This window comes from Pannonibacter indicus, assembly GCF_001418225.1.
Classification (GTDB): domain Bacteria; phylum Pseudomonadota; class Alphaproteobacteria; order Rhizobiales; family Stappiaceae; genus Pannonibacter; species Pannonibacter indicus.
In genome coordinates, this window is the sequence record NZ_LIPT01000005.1 from 116,219 (window position 1) to 139,030 (window position 22,812).

General features: G+C 62.1%; 16 protein-coding genes. 12 read left to right on the forward strand and 4 right to left on the reverse strand.

Translation table 11 applies throughout. The annotated features are described in order from the left end of the window. Window positions 1-2: 2 nt before the first annotated feature. Genes ASC48_RS10025 through neuC form a run of 3 tightly spaced genes read left to right on the forward strand, consistent with a single transcriptional unit; the run spans window position 3 to window position 2,856 of the window. Entirely contained in the window at window positions 3-692 is a 690-nt protein-coding gene (locus tag ASC48_RS10025) for an acylneuraminate cytidylyltransferase family protein (protein WP_055455618.1), read from the forward strand. Further along, window positions 689-1,738 carry an N-acetylneuraminate synthase family protein gene (locus ASC48_RS10030; RefSeq protein WP_055455619.1) on the forward strand — a complete coding sequence of 350 codons (1,050 nt, stop codon included), beginning with the start codon at window positions 689-691 and terminating at the stop codon, window positions 1,736-1,738. The genes ASC48_RS10025 and ASC48_RS10030 overlap by 4 nt, the downstream gene beginning before the upstream one ends. Beyond that, on the forward strand, window positions 1,735-2,856 hold the full coding sequence (gene neuC / locus ASC48_RS10035; protein WP_055455620.1) for a UDP-N-acetylglucosamine 2-epimerase: 1,122 nt from the start codon (window positions 1,735-1,737) through the stop codon (window positions 2,854-2,856). Before ASC48_RS10030 ends, neuC begins: the two co-directional genes overlap by 4 nt. Window positions 2,857-2,887: 31 nt before the next feature. On the opposite strand, the gene ASC48_RS10040 is transcribed toward neuC, so the two are convergent. Together ASC48_RS10040 and ASC48_RS10045 are read right to left on the reverse strand one after the other, a co-directional pair. Beyond that, entirely contained in the window at window positions 2,888-3,607 is a 720-nt protein-coding gene (locus tag ASC48_RS10040) for a class I SAM-dependent methyltransferase (protein WP_082440070.1), read from the reverse strand. Beyond that, window positions 3,604-5,301 (reverse strand): Rieske 2Fe-2S domain-containing protein, encoded by a 1,698-nt coding sequence (locus tag ASC48_RS10045; RefSeq protein WP_055455622.1) that lies wholly within the window; start codon window positions 5,299-5,301, stop codon window positions 3,604-3,606. Before ASC48_RS10045 ends, ASC48_RS10040 begins: the two co-directional genes overlap by 4 nt. 220 nt (window positions 5,302-5,521) lie before the next feature. On the opposite strand from ASC48_RS10045, the gene ASC48_RS10050 reads away from it, so the two are divergent. Then, window positions 5,522-6,217: a TylF/MycF/NovP-related O-methyltransferase gene (locus tag ASC48_RS10050; protein ID WP_055455623.1), complete on the forward strand. Its 696-nt coding sequence runs from the start codon at window positions 5,522-5,524 to the stop codon at window positions 6,215-6,217. A gap of 87 nt (window positions 6,218-6,304) precedes the next feature. Here ASC48_RS10050 and ASC48_RS10055 read toward each other — a convergent pair whose 3' ends face one another. After that, window positions 6,305-7,117, reverse strand: a complete 813-nt coding sequence (locus ASC48_RS10055; RefSeq protein ID WP_055455624.1) for a ferredoxin--NADP reductase — start codon at window positions 7,115-7,117, stop codon at window positions 6,305-6,307. 326 nt (window positions 7,118-7,443) lie between these two features. On the opposite strand from ASC48_RS10055, the gene ASC48_RS10060 reads away from it, so the two are divergent. From ASC48_RS10060 to ASC48_RS10095, 8 genes are all read left to right on the forward strand, one after another. Further along, window positions 7,444-8,490: a GlxA family transcriptional regulator gene (locus ASC48_RS10060; protein WP_055455625.1), complete on the forward strand. Its 1,047-nt coding sequence runs from the start codon at window positions 7,444-7,446 to the stop codon at window positions 8,488-8,490. A 290-nt stretch (window positions 8,491-8,780) separates the two neighbouring features. Beyond that, the gene (locus ASC48_RS10065) at window positions 8,781-9,266 is read left to right on the forward strand and encodes a putative pterin-binding protein (RefSeq protein WP_141658917.1); all 486 of its coding nucleotides are present in this window, start codon (window positions 8,781-8,783) and stop codon (window positions 9,264-9,266) included. A 31-nt stretch (window positions 9,267-9,297) separates the two neighbouring features. Beyond that, window positions 9,298-11,292, forward strand: coding sequence for a putative bifunctional diguanylate cyclase/phosphodiesterase (locus ASC48_RS10070; RefSeq protein WP_055455627.1), 1,995 nt, complete (start codon window positions 9,298-9,300; stop codon window positions 11,290-11,292). 86 nt (window positions 11,293-11,378) lie between these two features. Continuing rightward, complete coding sequence (locus ASC48_RS10075) at window positions 11,379-13,049, forward strand: formate--tetrahydrofolate ligase (protein ID WP_055455628.1); 1,671 nt, start codon at window positions 11,379-11,381, stop codon at window positions 13,047-13,049. A gap of 211 nt (window positions 13,050-13,260) precedes the next feature. Next, window positions 13,261-14,466: an AGE family epimerase/isomerase gene (locus ASC48_RS10080; RefSeq protein WP_072242584.1), complete on the forward strand. Its 1,206-nt coding sequence runs from the start codon at window positions 13,261-13,263 to the stop codon at window positions 14,464-14,466. 136 nt (window positions 14,467-14,602) lie between these two features. Continuing rightward, window positions 14,603-15,514 carry a bifunctional methylenetetrahydrofolate dehydrogenase/methenyltetrahydrofolate cyclohydrolase FolD gene (gene folD, locus ASC48_RS10085; protein ID WP_055455629.1) on the forward strand — a complete coding sequence of 304 codons (912 nt, stop codon included), beginning with the start codon at window positions 14,603-14,605 and terminating at the stop codon, window positions 15,512-15,514. Between the two features lie 247 nt (window positions 15,515-15,761). Continuing rightward, window positions 15,762-17,735 carry an autotransporter assembly complex protein TamA gene (locus ASC48_RS10090; protein WP_208975644.1) on the forward strand — a complete coding sequence of 658 codons (1,974 nt, stop codon included), beginning with the start codon at window positions 15,762-15,764 and terminating at the stop codon, window positions 17,733-17,735. A 6-nt stretch (window positions 17,736-17,741) separates the two neighbouring features. Further along, complete coding sequence (locus ASC48_RS10095; protein WP_055455630.1) at window positions 17,742-22,091, forward strand: translocation/assembly module TamB domain-containing protein; 4,350 nt, start codon at window positions 17,742-17,744, stop codon at window positions 22,089-22,091. Window positions 22,092-22,157: 66 nt separating this feature from the next. On the opposite strand, the gene ASC48_RS10100 is transcribed toward ASC48_RS10095, so the two are convergent. Then, a complete protein-coding gene (locus ASC48_RS10100; protein ID WP_462686816.1) occupies window positions 22,158-22,649 on the reverse strand; it encodes an Lrp/AsnC family transcriptional regulator in 492 nt (163 codons plus the stop codon). Window positions 22,650-22,812 lie beyond the last annotated feature (163 nt).

Genomic DNA, 22,812 nt, shown 5'->3' on the forward strand with positions numbered 1-22,812 from the left:
TCATGGCAGCGCCCACGCAAGTCACCGCCATCATTCCTGCAAGGGCCGGGTCAAAGGGATTGCCGGGCAAGAACATCCGGCCGCTGGCGGGCAAGCCGCTGTACCGGCATAGTGTCGATGCTGCGCTCGCCGCTGGAATCGGCCGTGTGATCATCAGCACCGATATCGGTGAGATCTTCACTCATGACCTGCCCCCGCAGGTGGAATGCATCCGGCGCCCGCTGGAACTGGCAACGGACAGCACGACGATGGCGGAGGTGCTGCGCGACCTCTTGCCCAGCGCAGGCGTCACTTCAGGCCTTGCCGTTCTGTTGCAGCCCACGTCGCCGCTGCGCAAGGCCGAGACCGTGCGCAAGGGCATCGGTCTGTTCCGGCAAGGCGACGCCAGCATGGTCATGAGCGTATCTCCGGCAGATTCCGCCGTGCTGAAGTGGGGTTTTGCGGAGGGAGACCGGTTCGTGCCGCTGGTTTCTCCAGATTTCTGTTTTGCGAACCGGCAGGACTTGCCAGCCCTGATCAGGCCCAACGGCGTTCTCTATGTTTTTGATGCGGCGCAGTTCATCGCAGATGGCAACTTTTCTGCTGCATCGATCCGCGTGCTGCCGGTTAGCGCGAACGAGGCTCAGGACATTGATACGGCTGAAGACTTTCAGCGCTGCGCAGATCTGATGGCGAAGGGGGAACTGACGTGAAAATCGCTCACAGAGACATTGGTCCCGCGCATCCCCCGCTGGTGATTGCAGAAATCGGCATCAATCATGGCGGCAACCTTGATGTTGCAAAGGCCATGGTGCGCGCTGCAGCCCAGAGCGGCTGCGAGATGATCAAGCACCAGACGCATATCGTCGAGGACGAGATGACGGATGAGGCCAGGGAGATCTTCCCGCCCAATGCCGATGTCTCGATCTTCGAGGTGATGCGGCGCTGCGCCCTGCCGCTGGAGGCGGAGAAAGAGCTGAAGGCCTATACCGAAAGCCTCGGCCTCATCTACATCTCCACGCCCTTTTCCCGCGCGGCCGCCGATTTCCTCAACTCCATCGATGTGCCCGGCTTCAAGATCGGCAGCGGTGAATGCGATCACCTGCCGCTGATCCGGCACATTGCCGGTTTCGGCAAGCCGGTGATCATGAGCACAGGTATGCAGACACTGGAGAGCATCCGCCCTTCGGTCGAGATCCTTGACAAGGCCGGCATTGGCTATGCCCTGCTGGAATGCACGAACCTCTATCCCTCCCCACCGGAGATCGTTTCCCTCAGGGGGGTGACGGATCTGAAGGCGGCATTTCCCAATGCGGTTGTCGGCTTCTCCGATCACAGCATCGGCCCGGAGATGGCGCTGGCCTCCGTGGCACTCGGCGCCTGTATTCTGGAGCGGCATTTCACCGACACACGCTACCGCAAGGGGCCGGATATTTCCTGTTCCATGGACCCTTCTGAACTGCGGTTTCTGATCGAGCGCTCGCGGGAGATCCACATGGCGCTTCACAACGAAAAGAAGCGCACGGCGCCGGAGGAAGATGTCTACCGCTTCGCCCGCGGATCCGTTGTGGCGGACCGGGATCTGCCGGAAGGCCATGTGATCACCGAAGCCGATATCTGGGCGCGGCGGCCGGGCAACGGCGAGATCCCCGTCTCGCGGTTTGACGAAATCATCGGGCGGAAGCTGACGCTTGCGGTCAGGCGCAATCAGCAACTGCGCTGGAGCGATCTGGCTCCTGCTCCGGAGACCCGCCAATGACCGCCCGGCGGCTCCTGTTTCTGACCGGTACCCGGGCCGATTTCGGCAAGCTGGAACCGCTTGCCATCGCAGCAAGAGATGCCGGCCACGAGGTGACTTTTTTCGTCACCGGCATGCATATGCTGGAAAAATACGGCCTCACCCGCAACGAGGTGCAGCGGCTGCCGGGTGTGGTGAAGCATGAGTTCATCAACCAGCGGCTGGGCGACCCGCAGGACATCATCCTGTCCAAGACGATCCTCGGTCTTTCGGACTGGGTTCATGAGAACAGGCCGGATCTGACCATCGTGCATGGCGACCGGATCGAAGCCCTTGCCGGTGCGCTGGTCTGCGCGACCAATTACATCCGCTGTGCCCATATTGAAGGCGGTGAGGTGTCAGGCACGATCGATGAGGTCTACCGCCATTGCAACACCAAGCTCTGTACCTACCACTTTGTCAGCTCTGAAGCCGCAAGAGCACGGGTCCTGACATTGGGGGAAGAGCCAGGTACGGTCTTCAACATCGGTTCTCCGGAGCTGGACTTCCATGGCGGACCATCCGGCGTCACGCTCGATGAAGTCTGCAAGCATTACGCAATTCCCTTCAAGGATTACGGGATTGCAGTGTTTCATCCGGTAACATCGGAGCGGGACACGATCGCTGCACAGGCGCAAAGCCTGTTCTCTGCTTTGTCGGCAAGCGGACGGAACTTTATTGTCATCTCCCCGAACAACGATCCCGGCTCAGAGGATATCTTTGCCGAGATCGAGCGGCTGGATCCCGGGCGCTTCCGGCACCTGCCCAACATGCGTTTTGCCTACTTCTCTGAGCTGATGAAGAATGCGGCTGCCATCATCGGCAACTCCAGTGCCGGTGTGCGTGAAGCCCCGTTCCTAGGCATTCCCAGCCTCAATCTCGGCACCCGGCAGCTCAACAGATCCGTGGCGCCAACCATCACGGAAGCCTCAGCCTTCGACCGCGAGGCCATCGCGGATTTCCTGACCAACAGATGGGGCCAGCGCTTCGCCTCCGACCGCAGCTTCGGGCAGGGCAACTCGGCGGCCCGTTTTGTCGAGATCCTGAATGGTCCCGGCTTCTGGGATGCCCCGCTGCAGAAGCACTTCTACAGCGCGTGATAGCTGATGCTCCTGACCAGCTTCTGCTTTTTCAAGACGTAATGCGTTGCGCCACCGCGTGATACCGGGAAGCGTGCGCCGAGACGGTCAACACCGTCCGGCGGACCAGCACCAGCTCCTTCAATTGGAACTGCCCCTCAAGCAGCCGCGAAATTTTGTCTGGATCGAAATAGCTCTGGACCGTGCCAAGCTCATGGTCTTTGGAGACGGTCAACTCTCCGGTAAATCCCTGATCCTGCAACTCACTGTCTTCCGGGCTGATCAGATCAAGATAGAACAGGGCGCCGGGCTTCAATACCCTTGCAATTTCCCCTATCGCCACTCTGGCATGCTCGAAGGGCATGGAATCAAGAACAGCATGGGAGACAGCCGCATCAAAAAAGCCATCCTCGAAGGGCAAACTGCGCCCGTCGCCGCAGATCAGACGCCCTTCTGCATCCCCGCAGCCGACAGCCGAAAGCCAGCTACGGCCAGCCGCAATGGCCTTGTCAGACAGATCAATGCCCCGGCCATCCAGCCCGAGGTCCAGCGCAAGGCGGACATGACGGCCGAGGCCGCAGCCGAAGTCCAGAATGCGGGAAGCGGGGCCAAAGCCCTCCCTGTACTGCACCGTGTCCAGACCGGTACGCTTGGCCACATGACGGGCGAAGAAGCGGATCACTTCCTCATTGGGATAGAAAAGAAAGTTGCCGCCACGGTCATAGGCGGCGTTCCACTCGCTGCGTCTCGTGTCCTTTTGCATAGGTCTCATACCACGAATTCATGTTGAATGTTGATACAGGCGTCGCACGCGAGCGAAGCGCGCTTGACCCTGTCGTTCACATAGACATTCGAAAAATGATACCAGAAGTCTGAGTGGTAGATATTTGGCTGGCGCTTCACCCGGCACTGGAAACCGATCGACAGATCTTCCCAGGGCAGCCCAAGCCGGATGACCCGGATGAACTCGTTACGGCGGATACGCAGCGACAGAAACCGGTCCAGGCTGAGAAGATATGCTTCATAGTCAGCGCGGTTGAGCGGCGTAACGCTTCCCGGGCCTTTTTCGTCGAAACGGCAAAAAAAGGCCTCTTCCCCTTCCTCAAACGCATCATCCGTCAGGCGGACAAGAAGATTCAGGGGCTTGGCATAGCCTGAGCCGAGGAAATAAGTGGCAACTTCAGCCGGATCGAGCGCAGCCCCGCCCGGAGGTGGTGCGGCAAGATAGGCCTCCATTGGTGCCTGATCCAGAACGGTCCCACTTCGGGGCAGGCTTGTCCTGAAATCCCGTCCCTCGAACAGAAAACGCGTATCCACGGTCACATCCAGCAGCCGGACGCCCAGAGCCTTACAGATGTTGCTATAGTCAGACACCGCGTTTTTCCGGTTATGCTCCTTGATGTAGCTGTCCCGCGGCGCGGCTTCCGAGAAGAACCCCGCGTAAGGGAGAAAGGCAGCCGGAGCCGTCTTCTCAAGGATCTGAGACGCCAGATATCTGACCGTGTTGCGATTGCGGATGATGATCTGCTGGCGTTCGCGCTCATCATAATTGTCGAAGCAGAGGGGAAAGCCGCTCGCCCCGCTGGCAAAGGATGAGGCAAAGACGGTCAGCCCCTCAGGGAAGCGGTAAAAGTCGATGAAGTTGGCATCCACCGCCAGCAGGGCACTGAAACCGCCAATTTCCACCAGTAAGCCGCTGTCATCACGGAAGTCTCCGCTTTTCAGAACCGAAAGGGAGATTTCCGCCGCATCGTCGCGCAAGGCGGCATCAAAAGGGGCAGCCAGAATGCTGACAAAACCCAGATCCTCCAGATAGCGGACGGTCGACCCGCTGCCGAAGGCCGGTGTCAGGACAGGCATGTCCTTGCGCACGCGTTCCAGAGTTTCCCGGTGAAGATGGTCCGGGTGATTGTGAGAGATATACAGAAAATCACAGGCGTTGATCTTCTCAAATGCATCGGCAGGCGATGGTAATGCCAGCCACCAGCCATTGCAGAAAGCAGGCCCCAGCAGCCAGGGATCCGTCGCAAAGCTCAAGCCCTCTGTACGGATGATGAGGCAGGCATGGTTGAGAAACTCAATCTCAACCGGCAGCGGCTTTGAATATCCTGCCAGCGAGCGCGACATGGACTTCAGGGCAAAACGCACCGGTGCTGCCGGCACAGGATCATCCACAGCCACCACCAGAGGCGCCTTGGTGCATTCCACATTTTTGTAGCGCCCGGTCGCAGCATCCAGTTCCCAGCCGTGCATGGGGCAGGAGACACGGCCGTTGTTGAAGATCAGGCGCCCGCCATTATGGTCGCAGATCCGGTCATAAACACGAATCTCACCGCCGCCGCGAAAGATGATCCAGTCGTCCGCATGGCTGATACCTTCCGGCACAGAGCGCGGGTCAATCTCTTGCGGCTGCTCGCGCATGGCAAAGGCCGCGGGCACGATAGAAAACCTGTCCCAAACCGCCATTGCCGCACCTTTCCGGTCTCGCCCGCTGCCGAAGCGGTGGAATCACTTCAGCCTCTTCCACTACGGCATAAGATAGCTTAGGCGGGCTCCACCCGGACATACAGGGAAAAACATAGAGAAAACCGGCGAGCCCGGCGTAATCTCTTTGGGCATCTGACGATTCTGGCGTCAGTTTCACCCGGCCGTACCGGTCACCCGCACATGCCAAGGGAGAAGGCAGATGACAAAGGGCACGGACAGCGTTCAGGGCCTGTCGCCCGGCAAGGTCTGGGACTACGAGAACGGCTTCTACTGGTTCTCCGATCCAAGCCGCCTCAACAAGATGCTGGCTCATTACGAGCTCTACCGGAGGATTACAGGGCTTCCAGGAGATGTGCTGGAACTCGGCGTCTTCAAGGGCCTGTCCCTGATCCGCTTCGCCCAGTTCCGCGCCTTGCTCGAAACCGAGGCTTCACGCCGCATCATCGGCTTCGACGCCTTCGGAGACTTTCCGGCGGAGGGTCTGTCTGATCCATCGGATCACAAATTCATCGAGAAATTCGAGACGGAGGCTGGCAAGGGGCTGTCAAAGGCCGAAATGGCCGCCATTCTGGAGGCAAAGCGGATCGGCAATGTGGATTTGGTGGAGGGCAACGTGTTCCAGACCCTGCCGGACTACCTGGCCCGCAATCCGCAGCTTCGCATATCCCTGCTGCATCTCGACATGGATGTGGGCGAACCGACGCGCTTTGCGCTGGAACATCTGTTTGAGCGTGTCGTGCCGGGCGGGCTGGTCGTCGTTGATGACTATAATGCTGTCGCGGGAGCAACCAATGCAGTGGATGACTTCCTGAGAGCAGCGGGAGGCGCGTCTGCGGGTCTCAGCTTGCAGAAACTGCCAAACTATCGCGTACCCGCCTTCTTCGTCCGGCCCTGACCGGGCCGGACGAACTTTCAGACCGGAGTATCATACCAAGGCTTCGATGCTGGCTTGAAATGCTCAGCATCCGCACGGGCTTGAGACTCAGCCCACAAACGCCCGTTCCACGACGAATTCGCCGGGCTTGTTGTTGGCGCCTTCGTTGAGGCCGGCCTTTTCGAGCAGGGCCTTGGTGTCGCGGAGCATTTCCATGGAGCCGCAGATCATGCCGCGGTCGATGGCCGGGTCCAGCGGCGGAACACCGAGATCGGTGAAGAGCTTGCCGCTCTCGATCAGATCGGTGATGCGGCCCTGGCGCGGGAAGTCCTCGCGGGTGACGGAGGTGTAATGCACCAGCTTTTCGCTGGCGAGTTCACCGATCAGCGGATCGTTCTTGGTTGCCTCGACCAATTCCTCGCCGTAGCGCAGTTCCGCAACTTCACGGCAGGTGTGGGTCAGGATGACCTGATCGAACTTCTCATAGGTTTCCGGATCACGGATCAGGCTGGCAAAGGGGGCAATGCCGGTGCCAGTGGAGAACATGTAGACGCGCTTGCCTGGCGTCAGAGCATCATTGACGAGCGTTCCGGTCGGCTTCTTCTTCAGAAGCAGCGCGTCGCCCGGCTGGATTTTCTGCAGATGCTGGGTCAGCGGGCCATCCGGCACCTTGATGGAGAAAAACTCCAGTTCCTCATCCCAGGACGGGCTGGCGATGGAATAGGCGCGGTACAGCGGCTTGCCGTCGATCAGCAGGCCGATCATCACGAATTCACCGGAGCGGAAACGGAATGCGGCAGGCCGCGTGGTGCGGAACTTGAAGAGGCGGTCGGTGTAATGCTTGACCTCCGTCACTTCCTGCACGAAGGCACTCGGGCCTGCGACAGTTTCCAGGTCGGCGGGTTTGGCAAGAACGTTCATGGCGGTCCAGTCATGTTACGCCGCGACACTCCTGCCTGCGGCCAGTCCATCGGAACGGCCCGCCAGCACGGCATGAGAGAGTCGCCTCATCACCGGCAAGACACGGGCTATTGTGGCGTATCACCTACCACTTTCTTCGCCTTGATATGAAGCAACAACCGCCCAGGAAAACGCCTTCCGCATAAAAAAAAATCTAATCGCCCCCCTTCGATGCAGGAATGGTTTCTGCAGCAGCGGATTTCTGCAATTTTCATTGACAGCTGAACCAATCATGCCGCTCCATACAGGAAAATACATAATCTTCCAGAGCAAGGGTGCCGCGTTCCATGTCCAATTCCGGTCCGCAGCCGCACAGGTCAGATCCCGAAGGGCAGACCATTGCCCTCGTCCTCTTTGACCGGTTTTCGATGATTGCCTTCACCTCCGTCGTTGAACCGCTCCGCCTTGCCAACCGGGTGCTGGGGCGGGAGTTTTACCGCTGGCGCACTTATTCCCTGGATGGCGCCCCGGTGACCGCCTCGAATGGCTGTGAGATCAGCGTGAACCACAGCATCCGCGAACTTGAGGATACCGATATCACCCTGCTTTGCAGCGGCATCGATGTGGAGCGGCTGCCGCTGGACAAGGAACTGGGCATACGGCTGCGGAAACTGAATTCACGCGGACGCACCTTTGGCGCCATCTGCACCGGCGCCTACCTGCTGGCCCGCTATGGCCTTCTGGAAGGCCGGCGCTGCACACTGCACTGGGAGAACCTGCGCTCGTTCCGTGAGGAGTTTCCAGGCGTGGATGTGTCATCGGACATCTTCGCCATCGACCGCAACTGCATCACCTGCGCCGGCGGCATGGCATCGCTCGACATGATGCTGCGGCTGATCGCCATCCGCCATGGCGCGGCACTGGCACATGAAGTGGCGGAAGTGGCCCTGTATCAGAACATGCGCTCGGGCGAGAGCGCGCAGCGCCATGACATCGAGGCCCGCACGGGTATCTCCAATGCCAAGATCCTGGAAGCCATCCGCATCATGGACATGCATATCGAGGATCCCCTCTCCTGCCAGCAACTGGCGATGACGGTGAACCTGTCACCCCGCCAGCTGGAGCGGCTGTTCCGGCGCCACTTCAACTGTACGCCGGGGCAATACTATCTGAAACTGCGCCTCGAGACGGCCCGTGATCTTCTGCGGCGCACCTCACGTGCCGTGCTGGATGTGGCCATTGCCTGCGGCTTTGCATCCACCTCGCATTTCACCAAATGCTACCGGGAACGCTTCCTCGTCACCCCGACAGAAGAGCGCAACACCTATCAAGGCGGCAACCGGAGTTCACGCAGCGCGCGCATGCAGCTCCGGCAGGCTGCTGTGCCGGTCTGAATCCACCTGAAAGAGCTGAGATCGTGACAGCCGCGTCAGCCCCCAGGCTGACGCGGCGCATTTCTCGTGTTGCGAGTATATTTTATCCAAGTACGCCAAATTTTACCATTTCCTTAGCGAATTGACCTATTATCAGCACTGCAGCCCCGGGAACGCGCTTCCCCTTTGGGAACGCACCCTTTGACGTTAGGTCATAAAAGGATAATTGCCTAAAATTTTACCGGTTTCCTTTACCCAGTCTTGGATGGGAAAAGGCTACTCTAATTTTATTCATATTGCGGAGAGTTCCGATGCGTCTCCTTACTGTCATTTTTGCCGGCGTTCTTTTTATAATCTCATTTTTTCCAGCGGCATCAACAGCTTCCGGCGCCCCCACTATACTGACGATTGACGGAAAACTCCCCTCTGGCCCCATCGCCATGACAATGGATGAGATTGAGGCCTTGGGGCTGGAGACCATGACAACGGTTACGCCCTGGCATGATGGTCCGGTAACGTTTGAAGGTGTTCCCTTTGCAAGGCTCATGGCCCATGCAGGCGTGAAAGATGGCACGGTCGAGGTGATGGCCCTCAACAGCTACTTCGTCCAGATGCCGTTTGACGACGTTGTTCAGGCGCAAGGCCTTCTGGCAACACGGCAGAACGGCAAGCATATGCCCGTGGCAGACAAAGGCCCTCTTTTTCTGATCTTCCCTTTCAGTGACAGGCCTGACCTCAAGACGGAAAGCTATTATTCGCGCGCTGTCTGGCAGATCCGCCAGATCACCATCAGGTAACAAGCCCTCCCTCTTACTGGTGACTGTTGCCATGACGATATGGTTCCGGCGAATAACTGTTCTACTCTTCATTTGTCTGGCCGCTGCTGCCTTAATCCAGCCCTATATCACAGCAGCCAACCAGAGTGCCGTCATTCAGGCCAAGCGCTACGACATTGCCTGGACCGGCTTCAACGGCCGTCTGGAGGTGTCGACCCTGCGCGAGTTGGTCGCGCGCTATGCAGCGACGGGGGACAAGTCCGCCGCAAGCGAAGCGCAGCTCTACTATCAGATCATGATCGGCCGCATGAAAATCTGGAACTCCGGACAGTTCCGGACCTTCCTGGAGCTGTCCGCCGAGCGGGTCGCGCGGTTCGAACAGCTGGCTGCCGACCTGGAAGCCCTTGAACCACTGTTCGGCCGGATCGAAGATCCCGCAGCGCAACTTGAGATCATCGACCGTATGGTTCCGGTCAAGGCCGCCGTCGACCGTATTGGCGGGGAAGCCTATAGCCTGAGCCTCGTCGAGGCAGACAAGATCCGGGAACGGCTGCAGGCTTCCGTGACGGCCGGCAACTGGCTGACCTATGCGCTTCTTGCAGTCGGCGGCGTGCTTCTGGCCAGTCTTTTCCTGCAGAACAGAACGCTGGTGGCCGCCCGGGCGCAGGCGGAGCGTTCGGCAGCCGATCATGCCTTCGTTGCCCGCCACGATCAGCTTACCTCCCTGCCGAACCGCTTGGCCTTTCAGGACTTTTTCCGAGCTGAACTGGAGCGCAAAAGCAGCCGCCCGCTCGCTGTGCTCGCCATTGACCTTGACGGCTTCAAGACCGTCAATGACACGCTCGGCCACGCCGCAGGTGATGCCCTGCTGAGCGGCGTCGGCCAGCGGCTTACCAGCATCGTATCGCTCTGGGAAAATGCCATTGCAGCCCGTTTCGGCGGCGATGAGTTCCTCGTCCTGCTGCGCACGGAGAACGGGCTTCAGGATGCCCGCCAGAAGGCTGAGTTCCTGCTGAAGGCCCTGCGGGAGCCTTATCACATGAAACATGGCACCGTGATGGTGGATGCCACGATCGGTCTTGCTGTCGATAGCCCCGGGCTTCAGGACCGGACACAGCTTCCCGACAACGCCGATCTTGCCCTCAGCCTTGCCAAGGGCCGGGCCAAGGGAATCGTGCAACTGTTCGATGTCGGCATGCGGGCCAACCTGTCCCGGCGGCGGCAAATCGAAGCCGATCTGCATCCGGCGATCATGGCCGGCGATATTCTCCCCTTTTACCAGCCGCAGGTGGAACTTGGCACCGGACGCATCATCGGCGTGGAGGCGCTGGCCCGCTGGACCCACCCTCAGCTGGGGCGCATCGGGCCGGATGAATTCGTGCCGATAGCCGAAAGCTCTGGCAAGGTTGTCGACTTGGGCCGCTCCATTATGCAGCAGGCCTGTTCGGATGCCGCCCGCGTTCTGGGCACGCTGCCTGTGTCGGTCAATCTCTCCGTGGCCCAGATCCTGCGCGATGACCTGCTCGAGACCGTGCGCCAGATCCTGCTCGACACCGGCCTTGCACCAGGGCGGCTGCGGCTGGAAGTGACCGAATCCATTCTGATGAGTGACACGGCACGCTGCATCTCGACGCTCGACAGACTGAAGCAGCTTGGCGTGACGATAGCCCTGGACGATTTCGGCACCGGTTATTCGTCCCTCTCCTATCTGCGCCAGTTCGACTGGGACGAACTGAAAGTCGACCGCAGCTTCGTGCGGTCCCTGTCTTCGGACCCGCAGAGCAAGTCGATCATCGAAGCCGTGGTCAGTCTGGCGCGCGACTTGAACATTGCGGTGACCGTGGAAGGCGTAGAGACTCTGGAGCAGCAGGCGATGCTGCAGAAGGCTGGATGCTCCAAGGGACAGGGCTATCTGTTCGGGGCAGCCGTGCCGCTGGAAGCGCTCGCTGCCAAGATCATGGATCAGGCTGGCGGGCACGGGCTTTTGACCCAGGATCCAAGCGGCAGAAGCCGGTTTACTGTCATTGACACCCAGGCCAGCTCCTGACCTGAAAAACAAGAATTCTCTCCCCCGCAAGCCCCCGGCAGGCTACCAAGGTGAGAAAGCACCAGACTGATTCCAGGGGAGCATACATGTCGAGCGACATTGAGATCGCGCGGGCAGCACACTTGCTGCCGATGAGAGATATTGCCGCGAAGCTCGCCATTCCGGAAGAGGCACTTGAGCCCTTTGGCAAGACCAAGGCCAAGATTTCCGGCGAATTTATCGCCAATGTGCAGAGCCGCCCGAAGGGCCGGCTCATCCTCGTCACCGCCATCAACCCGACACCGGCCGGCGAAGGCAAGACGACGACAACCGTCGGCCTCGGCGACGGCCTGTCCCGTATCGGCAAGAAGACGGCGATCTGCCTGCGCGAGCCTTCGCTCGGCCCCTGCTTTGGCGTCAAGGGGGGAGCGGCCGGCGGCGGCAAGGCGCAGGTCGTGCCGATGGAGGACATCAACCTGCATTTCACCGGCGATTTCCACGCCATCACCTCGGCCCACAACCTGCTGGCGGCGCTGATCGACAACCACCTGCACTGGGGCAACGCGCTGGGACTGGACCCGCAGCGCATTGCCTTCCGCCGTGTGATGGACATGAACGACCGGGCCCTGCGCGCCATCGTCACCGGTCTGGGCGGACGGGCCAATGGCATAACGCGGGAAGCAGGTTTCGACATCACCGTTGCCTCGGAAGTGATGGCAATCCTCTGTCTTGCGACGGATCTTGACGACCTGCAGCGCCGTCTTGGCGATATCGTGGCTGGTACCCGCACGGACCGCAGTCCGGTGACGGCGCGCGATCTGGGCGCCGACGGCGCCATGACCGTGCTGCTGCGTCAGGCCTTCCAGCCCAATCTGGTGCAGACACTGGAGCACACGCCCGCCTTTGTCCACGGCGGCCCCTTTGCGAACATCGCCCATGGCTGCAATTCCGTGGTAGCGACGCAGACGGCCCTGCGGCTGGCTGACTATGTGGTGACGGAAGCAGGCTTCGGCGCGGATCTTGGCGCTGAAAAATTCTTCGACATCAAATGCCGCAAGGCGGGACTTGAGCCGGCTGCCGTGGTTCTCGTTGCAACAGTCCGTGCCCTCAAGATGAACGGCGGCATCGCCAAGGCCGATCTTAGCCATGAGAATGTAGCCGCTGTCGAGGCCGGCCTGTGCAATCTCGGCCGCCACATCGAGAACCTGCGCCAGTTCGGCGTTCCGGTTGTCGTGGCCCTCAACCACTTTACTTCGGACACGGATGCGGAGATTGCCGCCATTACCGCCTATTGCCGCAATCTCGGCGTCGAGGCCATTCTGGCGACCCACTGGGCCGAAGGCTCGAAGGGCGCGGAAGCTCTCGCCAACAAGGTGGTGGAACTGGCGGAAGGTGGCAGCGCCCGCTTTGAACCGCTTTATCCGGATGAAATGCCCCTGACGGACAAGATCGAAACCGTGGCCCGGAAGATCTACCGGGCCGGCCCGGTTTCCTTTGACGCCGCCGCCCGCCGCCAGTTGGAGCGCTGGCAGGAGAGCGGATACGGCCATCTGCCGGTCTGCATGGCCAAGACCCAATATTCCTTCTCCGCCAACCCTGCCCTGCTGGGCGCACCGGAAGGGCACACCCTGCCGGTGCGCGAAGTGCGGCTGTCGGCAGGAGCCGGGTTCATCGTTGCCATCTGCGGCGACATCATGACCATGCCCGGCCTGCCCCGCCATCCGGCGGCACTCGACATTCACCTGAATGCGGACGGTCAGGTAGAGGGTCTGTTCTGAGGCGCGGGAGGGATACGCGTTCTCCAGATACGCCAGACCGGTTGCGGATGGATACATCCTTTTCAAGCCTCCGCAAATCAGACAATAACTATGTCCGCTTGTCTGACACCAAGGTTCCGCTGCGGCCTGCCTATGCGGCAGAGGCTGTGCTAGTAGAACTACTGGGAACCGCCGTATGCTGCCGCGCCGCAGAGAACTGGATTGTGCTGTGATATCATCCGCCTCTAAGTCTCCGGCACTCGCCGCCATCAAAGATCTCGATCTGCGCCTGAGAACCTGGCTCTGTGGCGCTGCGCTGCCGCTTTGGCTGAAGGCCGGGTTTGATGCGCAGACGGGCCGCTTTGCCGAGACCCTGTCCATTAATGAAGCCCTGGCACCCGCGGGCGGCATGGTGCGCGCACGTGTTGCCCCGCGGCAGATCTACAGCCTGATCGAGGGCACAAGGCTGGGGTTCAAGGACCCTGAAGCGCTCAACATGGCGGCGAAGGGTATGGCGTACTTTCGCGATACCTATCTTGACGAGCGCGATCTTGTGATCAACGCCGTAAGCATCGACGCAAAGACGCGCGACACGGCGTTTGATCTCTACAATCAGGCCTTTGCACTTTTTGGGCTCGCCACTGCAGCCATTGCCTTTCCGGCGTGCACGGCGGATCTGCTGGCACGCGCCGACAGAACCCTTCTGCAGCTCTTGAGAGAATACGCCCACCCGGCAGGCGGTTTTCACGAGGCCAATCCACCGCGCGCGCCGCTCTGCTCCAACCCGCACATGCACATGCTGGAGGCATGCCTTGCAATGGAAGACGCGGGCGGCGGCATGCGCTGGCGGGATCTGGCGGACCAGATCGCAACTCTTGCCCTCACCCGCTTCATAGATCCGGCGACCGGTGCCCTGCACGAGTTTTTCACGCTCGACTGGTCGCTGCCCGACGACCCGGCGAAGCAGGCGGTGGAGCCCGGTCATCAGTTTGAATGGGCCTGGCTGCTGCTGACATGGGCAAGGCGGCGCGGCCGGACGGCGGAAGCCCTGCCAGTTGCAGTCAGGCTTGTGGAGATTGCCGAGACATGCGGGGTAGATCCTGTTCGTGGTGCAGCCTTCATGTCCCTTAATGCAGACCTGAGCCCACGCGACACAATGGCCCGCCTCTGGGGCCAGACGGAGTGGCTGAAGGCGGGCATTGCACTGGCCGAGACACTGGCCGAAACACCGAATGGAGCGAAGCGGGAAGAAGCGCTGGCATCCATTCTGCGGGCTGGCAAGGCACTGGAGACCTATCTCGACGTTCCCTTGCGCGGGTTGTGGCGTGACAAGTGGCGCGCGGACGGCAGTTTCGTGGACGAGCCTGCACCGGCGAGTTCGCTCTATCACATCGTCTGCGCCATCTCCTGTCTTGCCGCTTTCGCCCGCACGTTCTGAAGCCGTTCAAAAGCGGCGGCGGAAAGACACGGAAACCGGCCTGAAACCTCTTTTCAGCGCGGGCCTTGCTGCCTATGGTGCGCGCAAATTCAGCCAGCCGGTGCGCCTGCCGCGCCGCTTGTGAAAGACATGACCCATGAGCAAGGCAAACCTCATTGACGGCAAGGCGGTTGCCGCCTCCGTGCGCAGCGAAATTACGGCCCGTGCCGCACGGCTTCTGGCAGAAACCGGCAAGCGGCCGGGGCTGGCGGTGGTGCTCGTGGGGGAGGATCCGGCCAGCCAGGTCTATGTGCGCAACAAGGACCGGGCGGCGGAAGCCTGCGGCTTTCACTCGGTCAAGCACACCTTGGCCGCAGACACGTCCGAGGCCAGCCTGCTGGCGCTGGTGAAACAGCTCAACGAAGACGATGCCATTCACGGCATTCTCGTGCAGCTGCCACTGCCCGGCCATATCGATGAGACCAAGGTGCTGCGGCTGATCCGCCCGGAGAAGGACGTTGACGGTTTCCATCCAGTCAACGTGGGTCTGCTGGCGACCGGTGCCCGCGATACGGCACTTGTGCCCTGCACCCCGGCTGGCAGCCTCGTGCTGCTGAAGCGCACACTCCAGACACCGCTCGCCGGCCTCAATGCGGTTGTCATCGGCCGCTCCAACATCGTCGGCAAACCGATGGCCGCGCTGCTGCTCGCCGAAAGCTGCACCGTGACCATCGCCCACAGCCGCACGAAGGACCTTCCCGAAGTGGTGCGCGGCGCCGATATCGTCTTGGCCGCCGTCGGCCGCCCGGAAATGGTGCGCGGCAGCTGGATCAAGCCTGGCGCAACCGTGATCGACGTGGGCATCAACCGCGTGCCCGATCCGGCCAAGGGCGAAGGGGCAACAAAACTCGTGGGTGACGTTGCCTTCGCAGAAGCTGCCGAAGTGGCAGGCGCCATCACGCCGGTGCCGGGAGGCGTCGGCCCGATGACCATCGCCATGCTGATGGCCAACACCCTCACCGCCGCCCGCCGCCAGCTTGGCGTGGCGCCGGAGCCGGAGCTGTTCTGAGGTTTCCGGTGTTTTCCCTGCCCTGCGGAAGGATTGCCAGGCTGGTCTCAATCTTTGGAAACTATTGACACTTCTGCGTCAGACTGACCCCAGGGATTGGGGTATCTCCGGGCTCCCGTATGGTTAGCAAGAGGCTCGCCAACGGCGTCCGGCCGTGCCATACAGGGGCATGACGCTGCGCTTCGCGCGAGGATATGGGACACGCCGGGAAACGGACCGGCATGAGGTTTGGGACGGTAGCAAGTTGATGCGTCTTCCGTCAGAAGACAGGCTCGTGCCGGATTTCCGGCTCCGCAGCACCGCCGCTGTGCCGGCCGCCCGGCAGGTGATGCTGCCGCGTGCTCTCCGGCTGCCTGCGGCATGCCTTGCGGTGGCCCTTGTTCTGTCCGCCTCGCCGCTGGCCACTCCTGTGGCCGCTTTCGAACTGTTTGGCGTGCGCCTGTGGGGCAGCAGCGAAACGGTGGCGCCCGATGCCCTGCCTTATGAGGCAGAGCTGAACCTCTCCGGCGGATCGGACGTCCTGAAGGACCAGTTGGAAGCAGCTTCCGTTCTGATCGCCGAGATGAGCTCCCCGCCCTCCGGCAGCGATGGTTTGATCGCACGCGCCCTCAATGATTTCGACAGGCTGGTGGCTCAGCTCTATCTGCAAGGCTTCTACGGCGGGACCGTCAACATCCAGCTAGGCGGGCAGCCCCTGCAGAGCGTGCTGGAGCGGGGAGAAATTCCAGGTCCGCGGCCCGTGCAGGTGTCGGTCAACGTCACGGCAGGACCGCTGTTCACCTTCGGCAACCTTCAGGTTTCCACCGGTGCACCGGGTGTTCCCGATAGCCCCCAGAACTGGGGTCTTGTGCCTGGAGAAACGGCCAACTCCGCCAAGATCGTTGCCGCCGAACGGCAGATCGTCAATGCCCTGCAGCAGAATGGCTATCCCAAGGCCCGGATCGCGAACCGCGACATCACCGCCGACCATGCCACCGGACGGCTGGACGTGGAACTGACGGCAGAGGCTGGCCCAGCGGCCACTTTCGGCACGGTGACCGTGGAGGGGACAAACGTCACCGATGCGGCGTTTATTGCGGAAATGGCCAATATCCCCGAGGGGGAACGCTACGATCCGGAGATCCTGGCCAAGGCGCAGAAGCGGCTGAATGATCTCGGCATCTTCGCTTCGGTCAGCATGGTGGAGGGCGAGGTTGCCGGAGCCGATGGCAGAATGCCCATTACCATTCAGGTGGCCGAGCGCAAGCGCCATGTGCTGGGCGCCGGTGCCACCTGGTCCAGTTCCGAAGGCGGCGGCGTCGAGGCCTATTGGCGGCGGCGCAACCTTTTCGGCAAGGGCGAGCTTCTGAGCGTCGAAGGATCCGCCGGCCGGCTTGGCAACCAGGCGGCCAAGGACATGGAATATGCGGCACGAATCGCCTTTGAGAAGCCCGGCGTCTTCGGGCCGCTGACGAGCTTCTCCACAAGCCTCAGTGCCAAGCAGGAAACGCCGGATGCCTATACCAGCCGGTCGGTCTCGGGCGATGCCTATCTGAAGCACACTTTCTCGGACCAGCTGTCTGGCCGGGTGGGTGCGCAGGTGAGCTTCATTGACGAGACGGATGCCTTCGGCAACCGCACCTATCTTCTCGCCGGCATCCCGGCGGAACTGACCTATGACACCCGCGACGATGTGTTCAATCCGTCGCGCGGGCTGCTGGCGGTCGCCTTTGCAGAACCAGCCTATGACATCCGCAATGGCAACGGCATGATGTTCATGAAAGGCTCCTTCTCCACCTATGCCGCGCTGGATGATGCCAAACGCTTCATCCTTGCCGGACGTGTGGCGGCAGGCAGCATCGTGGCGCCGGGCGTCGATGATGTGCCGGCAAGCCGCAGGTTCTTTGCAGGCGGCGGCGGCTCGATCCGCGGCTATGCCTACCGCAACACAGGCCCGCGCCGGAATGGCGAAGTCACCGGCGGACGAAGCATGGTGGAACTCTCCGGCGAGGTGCGTGTTCGCATCACGGAGAGTTTTGGCGTCGTGGGCTTTGTCGATGCGGGCAACACCTACAATGCCATCGCTCCGGACCTTTCCCGCCCCTTCAAGATCGGCGTGGGCGGCGGCATCCGCTATTTCACGCCGATCGGCCCGTTGCGGCTGGACGTGGCGGTCCCACTTTCGCCGGAAAAAGATGATCCGAAGTTCGGCATCTATCTTGGACTGAGCCAGGCATTCTAAAGGCCCATGACCGCAACACGACGCATCCTGAAGGGTCTTGGCATTGCCGCCCTGACGACGACGGCTCTGACCGGCCTTGCGCTGGCACTGCTGCCGACGCCCCTTGGCGAGGCTGCGGCCGAGCGGCTGGCCAACCGTTTTCTGGATACCGCAGACGGCGGTGCACGGCTGTCAGGCCTGACCATCGGCTGGAATGGCAACATCGGGCTCGACAGGCTGGAACTGACGGATCCTGTTGGCACTTATGGTGAAATTGAAAATCTCAGCATCGTCTGGAGCCCGCTGGCCCTGTTCGGGCTTTCGCTGAACATCGACAGTGTGAGCGCACAGCGCGTGGCGCTGCCGCGCCGCCCTGCGCTGCCGGAGACGGCCAGCAATGACCAGCAGGACGGCTTCATGCCGCCCTTGCGCCGGATCACGCTTGGGCGTCTCAACATCGCCGACGCCGACCTTGGCGAAGATGTTGCAGGCGCCCCGATGCGCTTTTCCGTCAGGGGGCAGGCATCGGCCTCGGGACCGGCTGATTCGGTCAATGCTTCCCTCCACATCGAGCGGACCGACGGCATCCGAGGCGTGATTTCGGGCCAGCTTGCCTATGTTTCCCAGTCCGGCGCCCTCACCCTGTCCCTGAGGGCAAGCGAGCCGCGCGGCGGGCTTGTCGCCCGGCTTGCCGGGATCGAGGGTCTTCCTGCGGTTGACCTCAACCTCGATGGCTCCGGCCCATTGGACAACTGGGCCGCCAATCTGGCCGTTGCTCTGGATGGCCGGCGCACCGTCACCGGGGCCGCACAGCTGGCCCGTACCGATGCCGGGAGAGAGCTGAAGCTGGCTTTGACAGGCCAGCTGGAGCCGCTGGTGCCACCGGCGGCCTCGGCGCTGGCGGCAGGCGACACGCAGGCTGATCTCAGCCTGATGATGTCGCAGGACTACAAGCCCCTGTCGGCTTCGCTTGCCGTAACCACCCGCACCCTGCAGGCCAATGCCAGCGGCAGCCTCGACCCCGTGTCCGGGGCCCTTTCGGCAAAGGCGGATGCACGGATTGCCGCAGGCGGGGATGCGCTTCTGGCTCTGGAAGCTGACGGCCAGCGCTACATCATGCAGGCGCTGTCGCTGACAGGAAACATTTCGGGCTCCCTCGCCAAGGCGGATTGGAACCTCAATCTGCAGGGGGACCGCCTGTCGGCGCCGCAAGGGGCGCTGGAGCGCCTGCAACTGTCCGCAACCGGTATCGGCGCCGAACTCAAGAATGACTTCCGCCTGCCCTTCTCTGCCCGGCTCACTCTGGGCGGGCTGCAACCGGCAGACGCCAGTCTCTCCAGTCTGGCAGGCGACTCCAGCCTGGAAATCGTCGGCCAGCTTCTCGGCAACCAGCAGCAGGTGTCCATTGGCCGCGGCATCCTGAGCGCTCCGGGCGTGCAGATGCGCCTGCAGGAAGGCGTGATCGCCCACTCGAACGCCCGGCTTGCCGCAGAACTGACCCTTGCTGACCTTTCCCGCTTTTCGGGCATGACCGGCCTTGAAACCTCCGGCGCACTGGCGATGAACATGGTGGTGGAGGGCAATCCCTCCCAGCAGGCGGGCTCCATCCGCGCCTCGATAGCCGGAACGAATGTCGCCACCGGTCTCGAACAGGTGGACAGGCTGCTGGCCGGTGCGCTGGAAGGACAGCTGGATGCCGGCATCAACAGCAGCGGGGAGATTGCCTTCCAGCGGTTTGCGCTTGGCACCTCTGCTCTGAAACTGGATGGAACCGGGAAACTCGGCACAGGCGGAACCACCCCAACTGTCGACGGTGAGGTGAAGGCGGTGCTGACGCGGGTGGAGGAGATCGACCCGCGGCTGACAGGTGCGCTGGAGGCGTCCGTGAGGGCGAATGGCCCCCTGTCCGGTCCGGACGTAAGCCTCAGCGCCAAATCCGCGCAGCTGACGCTTGCAGGCACGCCTCTGACCGATCTGGTGCTGGAGCTGGACGGCAAGGCCGATGCAGCAGCCCCGGCAGGTGCCTTGCGCCTGAGCGGCAGCCTCAACGGCGCGCCGCTGACAGCCCGTGCCGATGTCAGCTCCTCGCAAGGCGCAGCCGAAGTCAGGAACATCTCTTTCGTCGCGGGACGCAACGAACTCAATGGCGCCATGAGCGTTGCAAGCCTCACCCGTGCCCTCGAAACCCTGACGGGCGAGCTTGTCTTCAAGGGCGCGGCGCTTGAGGACCTGTCGCCGCTGCTGCTGACGCCGGTCTCGGGCACGCTGGATGCAACGGCGCGCATTTCCGCCAATCAGAGCGGCCCGCAAGTCAGCCTGACGGCCAGCGGGCGCAACGTGGCCTATCAGGACAACCGCGTCGGCACGCTTGCCATCCATGGCGAAGTTTTTGATCTCCTCAGTGTGCCGCAGGCGCGCGGCAAGCTGGAGGCCCGCCAGATCATGGCCGGTGCAACCGCTGCCGAGAGCCTCACCCTATCGGCAGAAAGCGATGGCACGCGCACGGGTTTCACACTCGACACCCGTCTGCAGGGCGCCGATGGCGTGTCGGCCACCGGCAGCCTGACGGCCACCGCGGCCGGATTCGATCTGGCGCTGGAACGGCTGCAGGGCAGCTACAGCGGCTTGAAGACCACTCTCGCCCGCCCGGCCCGGCTGACCTATGAGGGCGCCGTGGCCCGGATCGAGCCGCTGCAGCTGGCGCTCGGCAGCGGGCGGCTGGACATTTCCGGCACGGCGGGCGACAGGCTCGACATCAAGGCGGCGCTGGCCGATGTGCCGCTGGCGCTCGGTAATGCCTTTGCGCCCGGTTACGGCCTCGGCGGCACGTTAAGCGGCACGGCCACGGTCACGGGCGCGGCCGCCGCACCGCAAGCGTCGTGGAACCTCTCCGGGCGGGGATTGACTGCATCCCTGCTGACGCAGAACGGCATCACCTCGCTTGGGCTGGACAGCACCGGCGCCTATTCCGGCAACCGCATCACCCAGACCACCCGCATCACCGGAGCTGATGGACTGGCGCTGACGGCGGAAGGCCCGGTCAATCTGGCAGGATCTGGCTCGCTCGATATCAGCGTCAACGGTTCGGTGCCGCTGGGCCTTGCCCGCGTGCGCCTGACGGAAATGGGATACCGGGGCGCAGGCACGCTGGCCGTCAGCGGCCGGATCAGCGGGCCGCTGACCAATCCGGCGATCAACCTTCAGATGCAGCCGCAGGGCCTGGAAATGACGGAGCTGGCCACCGGCCTCACCTTGCGCGATTTCGCCGGCTCCATCGGCGTCACGCGCGAGCAGATCACTATCTCGGGCCTCAACGCCGCACTTTCGGCAGGCGGCCGGGTCTCCGCCAATGGCACGGTCGGACTGGGTGAGGGGCTTCCGGCGGAGCTGGCCATTCAGGCTGTGAATGCGCGCTACAGCGACGGGCGTGTGGTGACGGCGGACCTGAACGCTGACCTCAGGCTCTCCGGCCCTCTGGCAGGGACCGGTACGGGCGGACGGCTGAGCGGCACCGTCAACATCAGCACCGCCAACATCAACATTCCGCAAAGCCTGCCGGGTGCCCTGTCGCCCCTCGCCGTGCGGCATGTGAATGCGCCCAAGCCGGTTCGGGAACAGATTGCAGAGCTGCAGGCCGAAGGCGGCAGCAGCGGCGGACAGCAGAGTTCCGCCTCTGCCCCGATCGGGCTCGATATCACGCTGTCCGCACCCTCCCGCGTGTTCGTGCGCGGACGCGGTGTGGATGCGGAACTGGGTGGCACGCTGCGGCTCGCCGGCACGACGGCCAATCCGCAGGCCCTTGGCGGCTTCACCCTGCGCCGTGGCCTGCTCGACATCCTGACGCGGCGGCTGACCTTCTCGCGCGGCTCCATCGGCTTCACAGGCTCGCTGACGCCAAACCTGGACTTCCTGGCGGCAACGTCAGCCAACTCGACCTCGATCAACGTGACGGTGACCGGCAGTGCAGCGGACCCGGTCATCGGCCTGACCTCCAGCCCGGAATTGCCGCAGGACGAGATTCTGGCGCAGCTGCTGTTCGACCGCTCGGTGACCAACCTGTCGCCCACCCAGATCGCCCAGCTTGCAACTGCTGTGAGTTCGCTGACCGGTGGCAGTGACACCGGACCGCTGTCACAGCTGCGCAAGTCTCTCGGGCTGGATGCGGTGGACGTGAACCTTGGCGGCGCCGATGGGCCCTCGCTCTCCGCCGGGCGCTACATCAACGAGAACATCTATCTGGGTGTGGAACAGGGAACTTCCGCCAATTCCAGCCGGGTGAAGGTGGACATCGACCTCAGCCGCAACCTCAAGGCCCGCGGTGAAGTGGGTGCTGACGGTTCGTCAAAGGCCGGTATCTTCTACGAAAAGGAATATTGAGGCGAAAGGGCCGCAGGCCAGCTCCGCCTCTCCCTGCCCATTCAGTCAGGTCTGCGGCGCGGACCGTCAGTCCTGACTTTCCGCGCGGGTCTTCTCAACGGGGATGTAGCTCAGCGGCAGTTCCGTCGTGCACTTGATCTGCTCCATGGCGAAGGTGGTCGACACATCGGTGATGTCGATCTTCGAGATCAGCTTCTTGTAGAAGGCATCATAGGCGGCGATATCCGGCACGGTCACGCGCAGCAGATAGTCCACCTGCCCTGCCATGCGGTAGAACTCCACCACTTCCGGCAGTTCCTTGATCACATCGGCAAACTTGCGCAGCCAGTCTTCCGTGTGCTGGTTGGTGGTGATGGCGACAAAGGCCGTCACCTTGACATTGACCTTCTCCGGATCCAGCAGGGCAACACGGCCCGTGATCACGCCATCCTCCTCCAGCTTCTGGATGCGGCGCCAGCAGGGCGTAGTGGACAGGCCGACCCGGCGGCCGATCTCGGCGACGGGAACGGTGCAATCCTCCTGCAGGATGGACAGAATACGCCGGTCGATGCGGTCAATCATGCTCAGGTTCCAGATGCGGTACAACGGCGGCCGGACACTGTCCTGCCACATCTCATGAGAGAATGGATTTTTGTTTCTTTGGCAAGCGGTAAATCGAAGACTGAACGGGTCCTGCCGCTGATTTTGTGACAGTGTGAAGAACAATTTTCCTCAACTCAGT

Excerpts from the sequence above, each read along its gene's own strand:
- ASC48_RS10025 (WP_055455618.1), top strand. The coding sequence starts at position 3 with ATGGCAGCGCCCACGCAAGTCACCGCCATCATTCCTGCAAGGGCCGGG.
- neuC (WP_055455620.1), top strand. The coding sequence starts at position 1,735 with ATGACCGCCCGGCGGCTCCTGTTTCTGACCGGTACCCGGGCCGATTTC.
- ASC48_RS10040 (WP_082440070.1), bottom strand. The coding sequence starts at position 3,607 with ATGAGACCTATGCAAAAGGACACGAGACGCAGCGAGTGGAACGCCGCC.
- ASC48_RS10045 (WP_055455622.1), bottom strand. The coding sequence starts at position 5,301 with ATGGCGGTTTGGGACAGGTTTTCTATCGTGCCCGCGGCCTTTGCCATG.
- ASC48_RS10050 (WP_055455623.1), top strand. The coding sequence starts at position 5,522 with ATGACAAAGGGCACGGACAGCGTTCAGGGCCTGTCGCCCGGCAAGGTC.
- ASC48_RS10055 (WP_055455624.1), bottom strand. The coding sequence starts at position 7,117 with ATGAACGTTCTTGCCAAACCCGCCGACCTGGAAACTGTCGCAGGCCCG.
- ASC48_RS10060 (WP_055455625.1), top strand. The coding sequence starts at position 7,444 with ATGTCCAATTCCGGTCCGCAGCCGCACAGGTCAGATCCCGAAGGGCAG.
- ASC48_RS10065 (WP_141658917.1), top strand. The coding sequence starts at position 8,781 with ATGCGTCTCCTTACTGTCATTTTTGCCGGCGTTCTTTTTATAATCTCA.
- ASC48_RS10070 (WP_055455627.1), top strand. The coding sequence starts at position 9,298 with ATGACGATATGGTTCCGGCGAATAACTGTTCTACTCTTCATTTGTCTG.
- ASC48_RS10075 (WP_055455628.1), top strand. The coding sequence starts at position 11,379 with ATGTCGAGCGACATTGAGATCGCGCGGGCAGCACACTTGCTGCCGATG.
- folD (WP_055455629.1), top strand. The coding sequence starts at position 14,603 with ATGAGCAAGGCAAACCTCATTGACGGCAAGGCGGTTGCCGCCTCCGTG.
- ASC48_RS10090 (WP_208975644.1), top strand. The coding sequence starts at position 15,762 with ATGCGTCTTCCGTCAGAAGACAGGCTCGTGCCGGATTTCCGGCTCCGC.
- ASC48_RS10095 (WP_055455630.1), top strand. The coding sequence starts at position 17,742 with ATGACCGCAACACGACGCATCCTGAAGGGTCTTGGCATTGCCGCCCTG.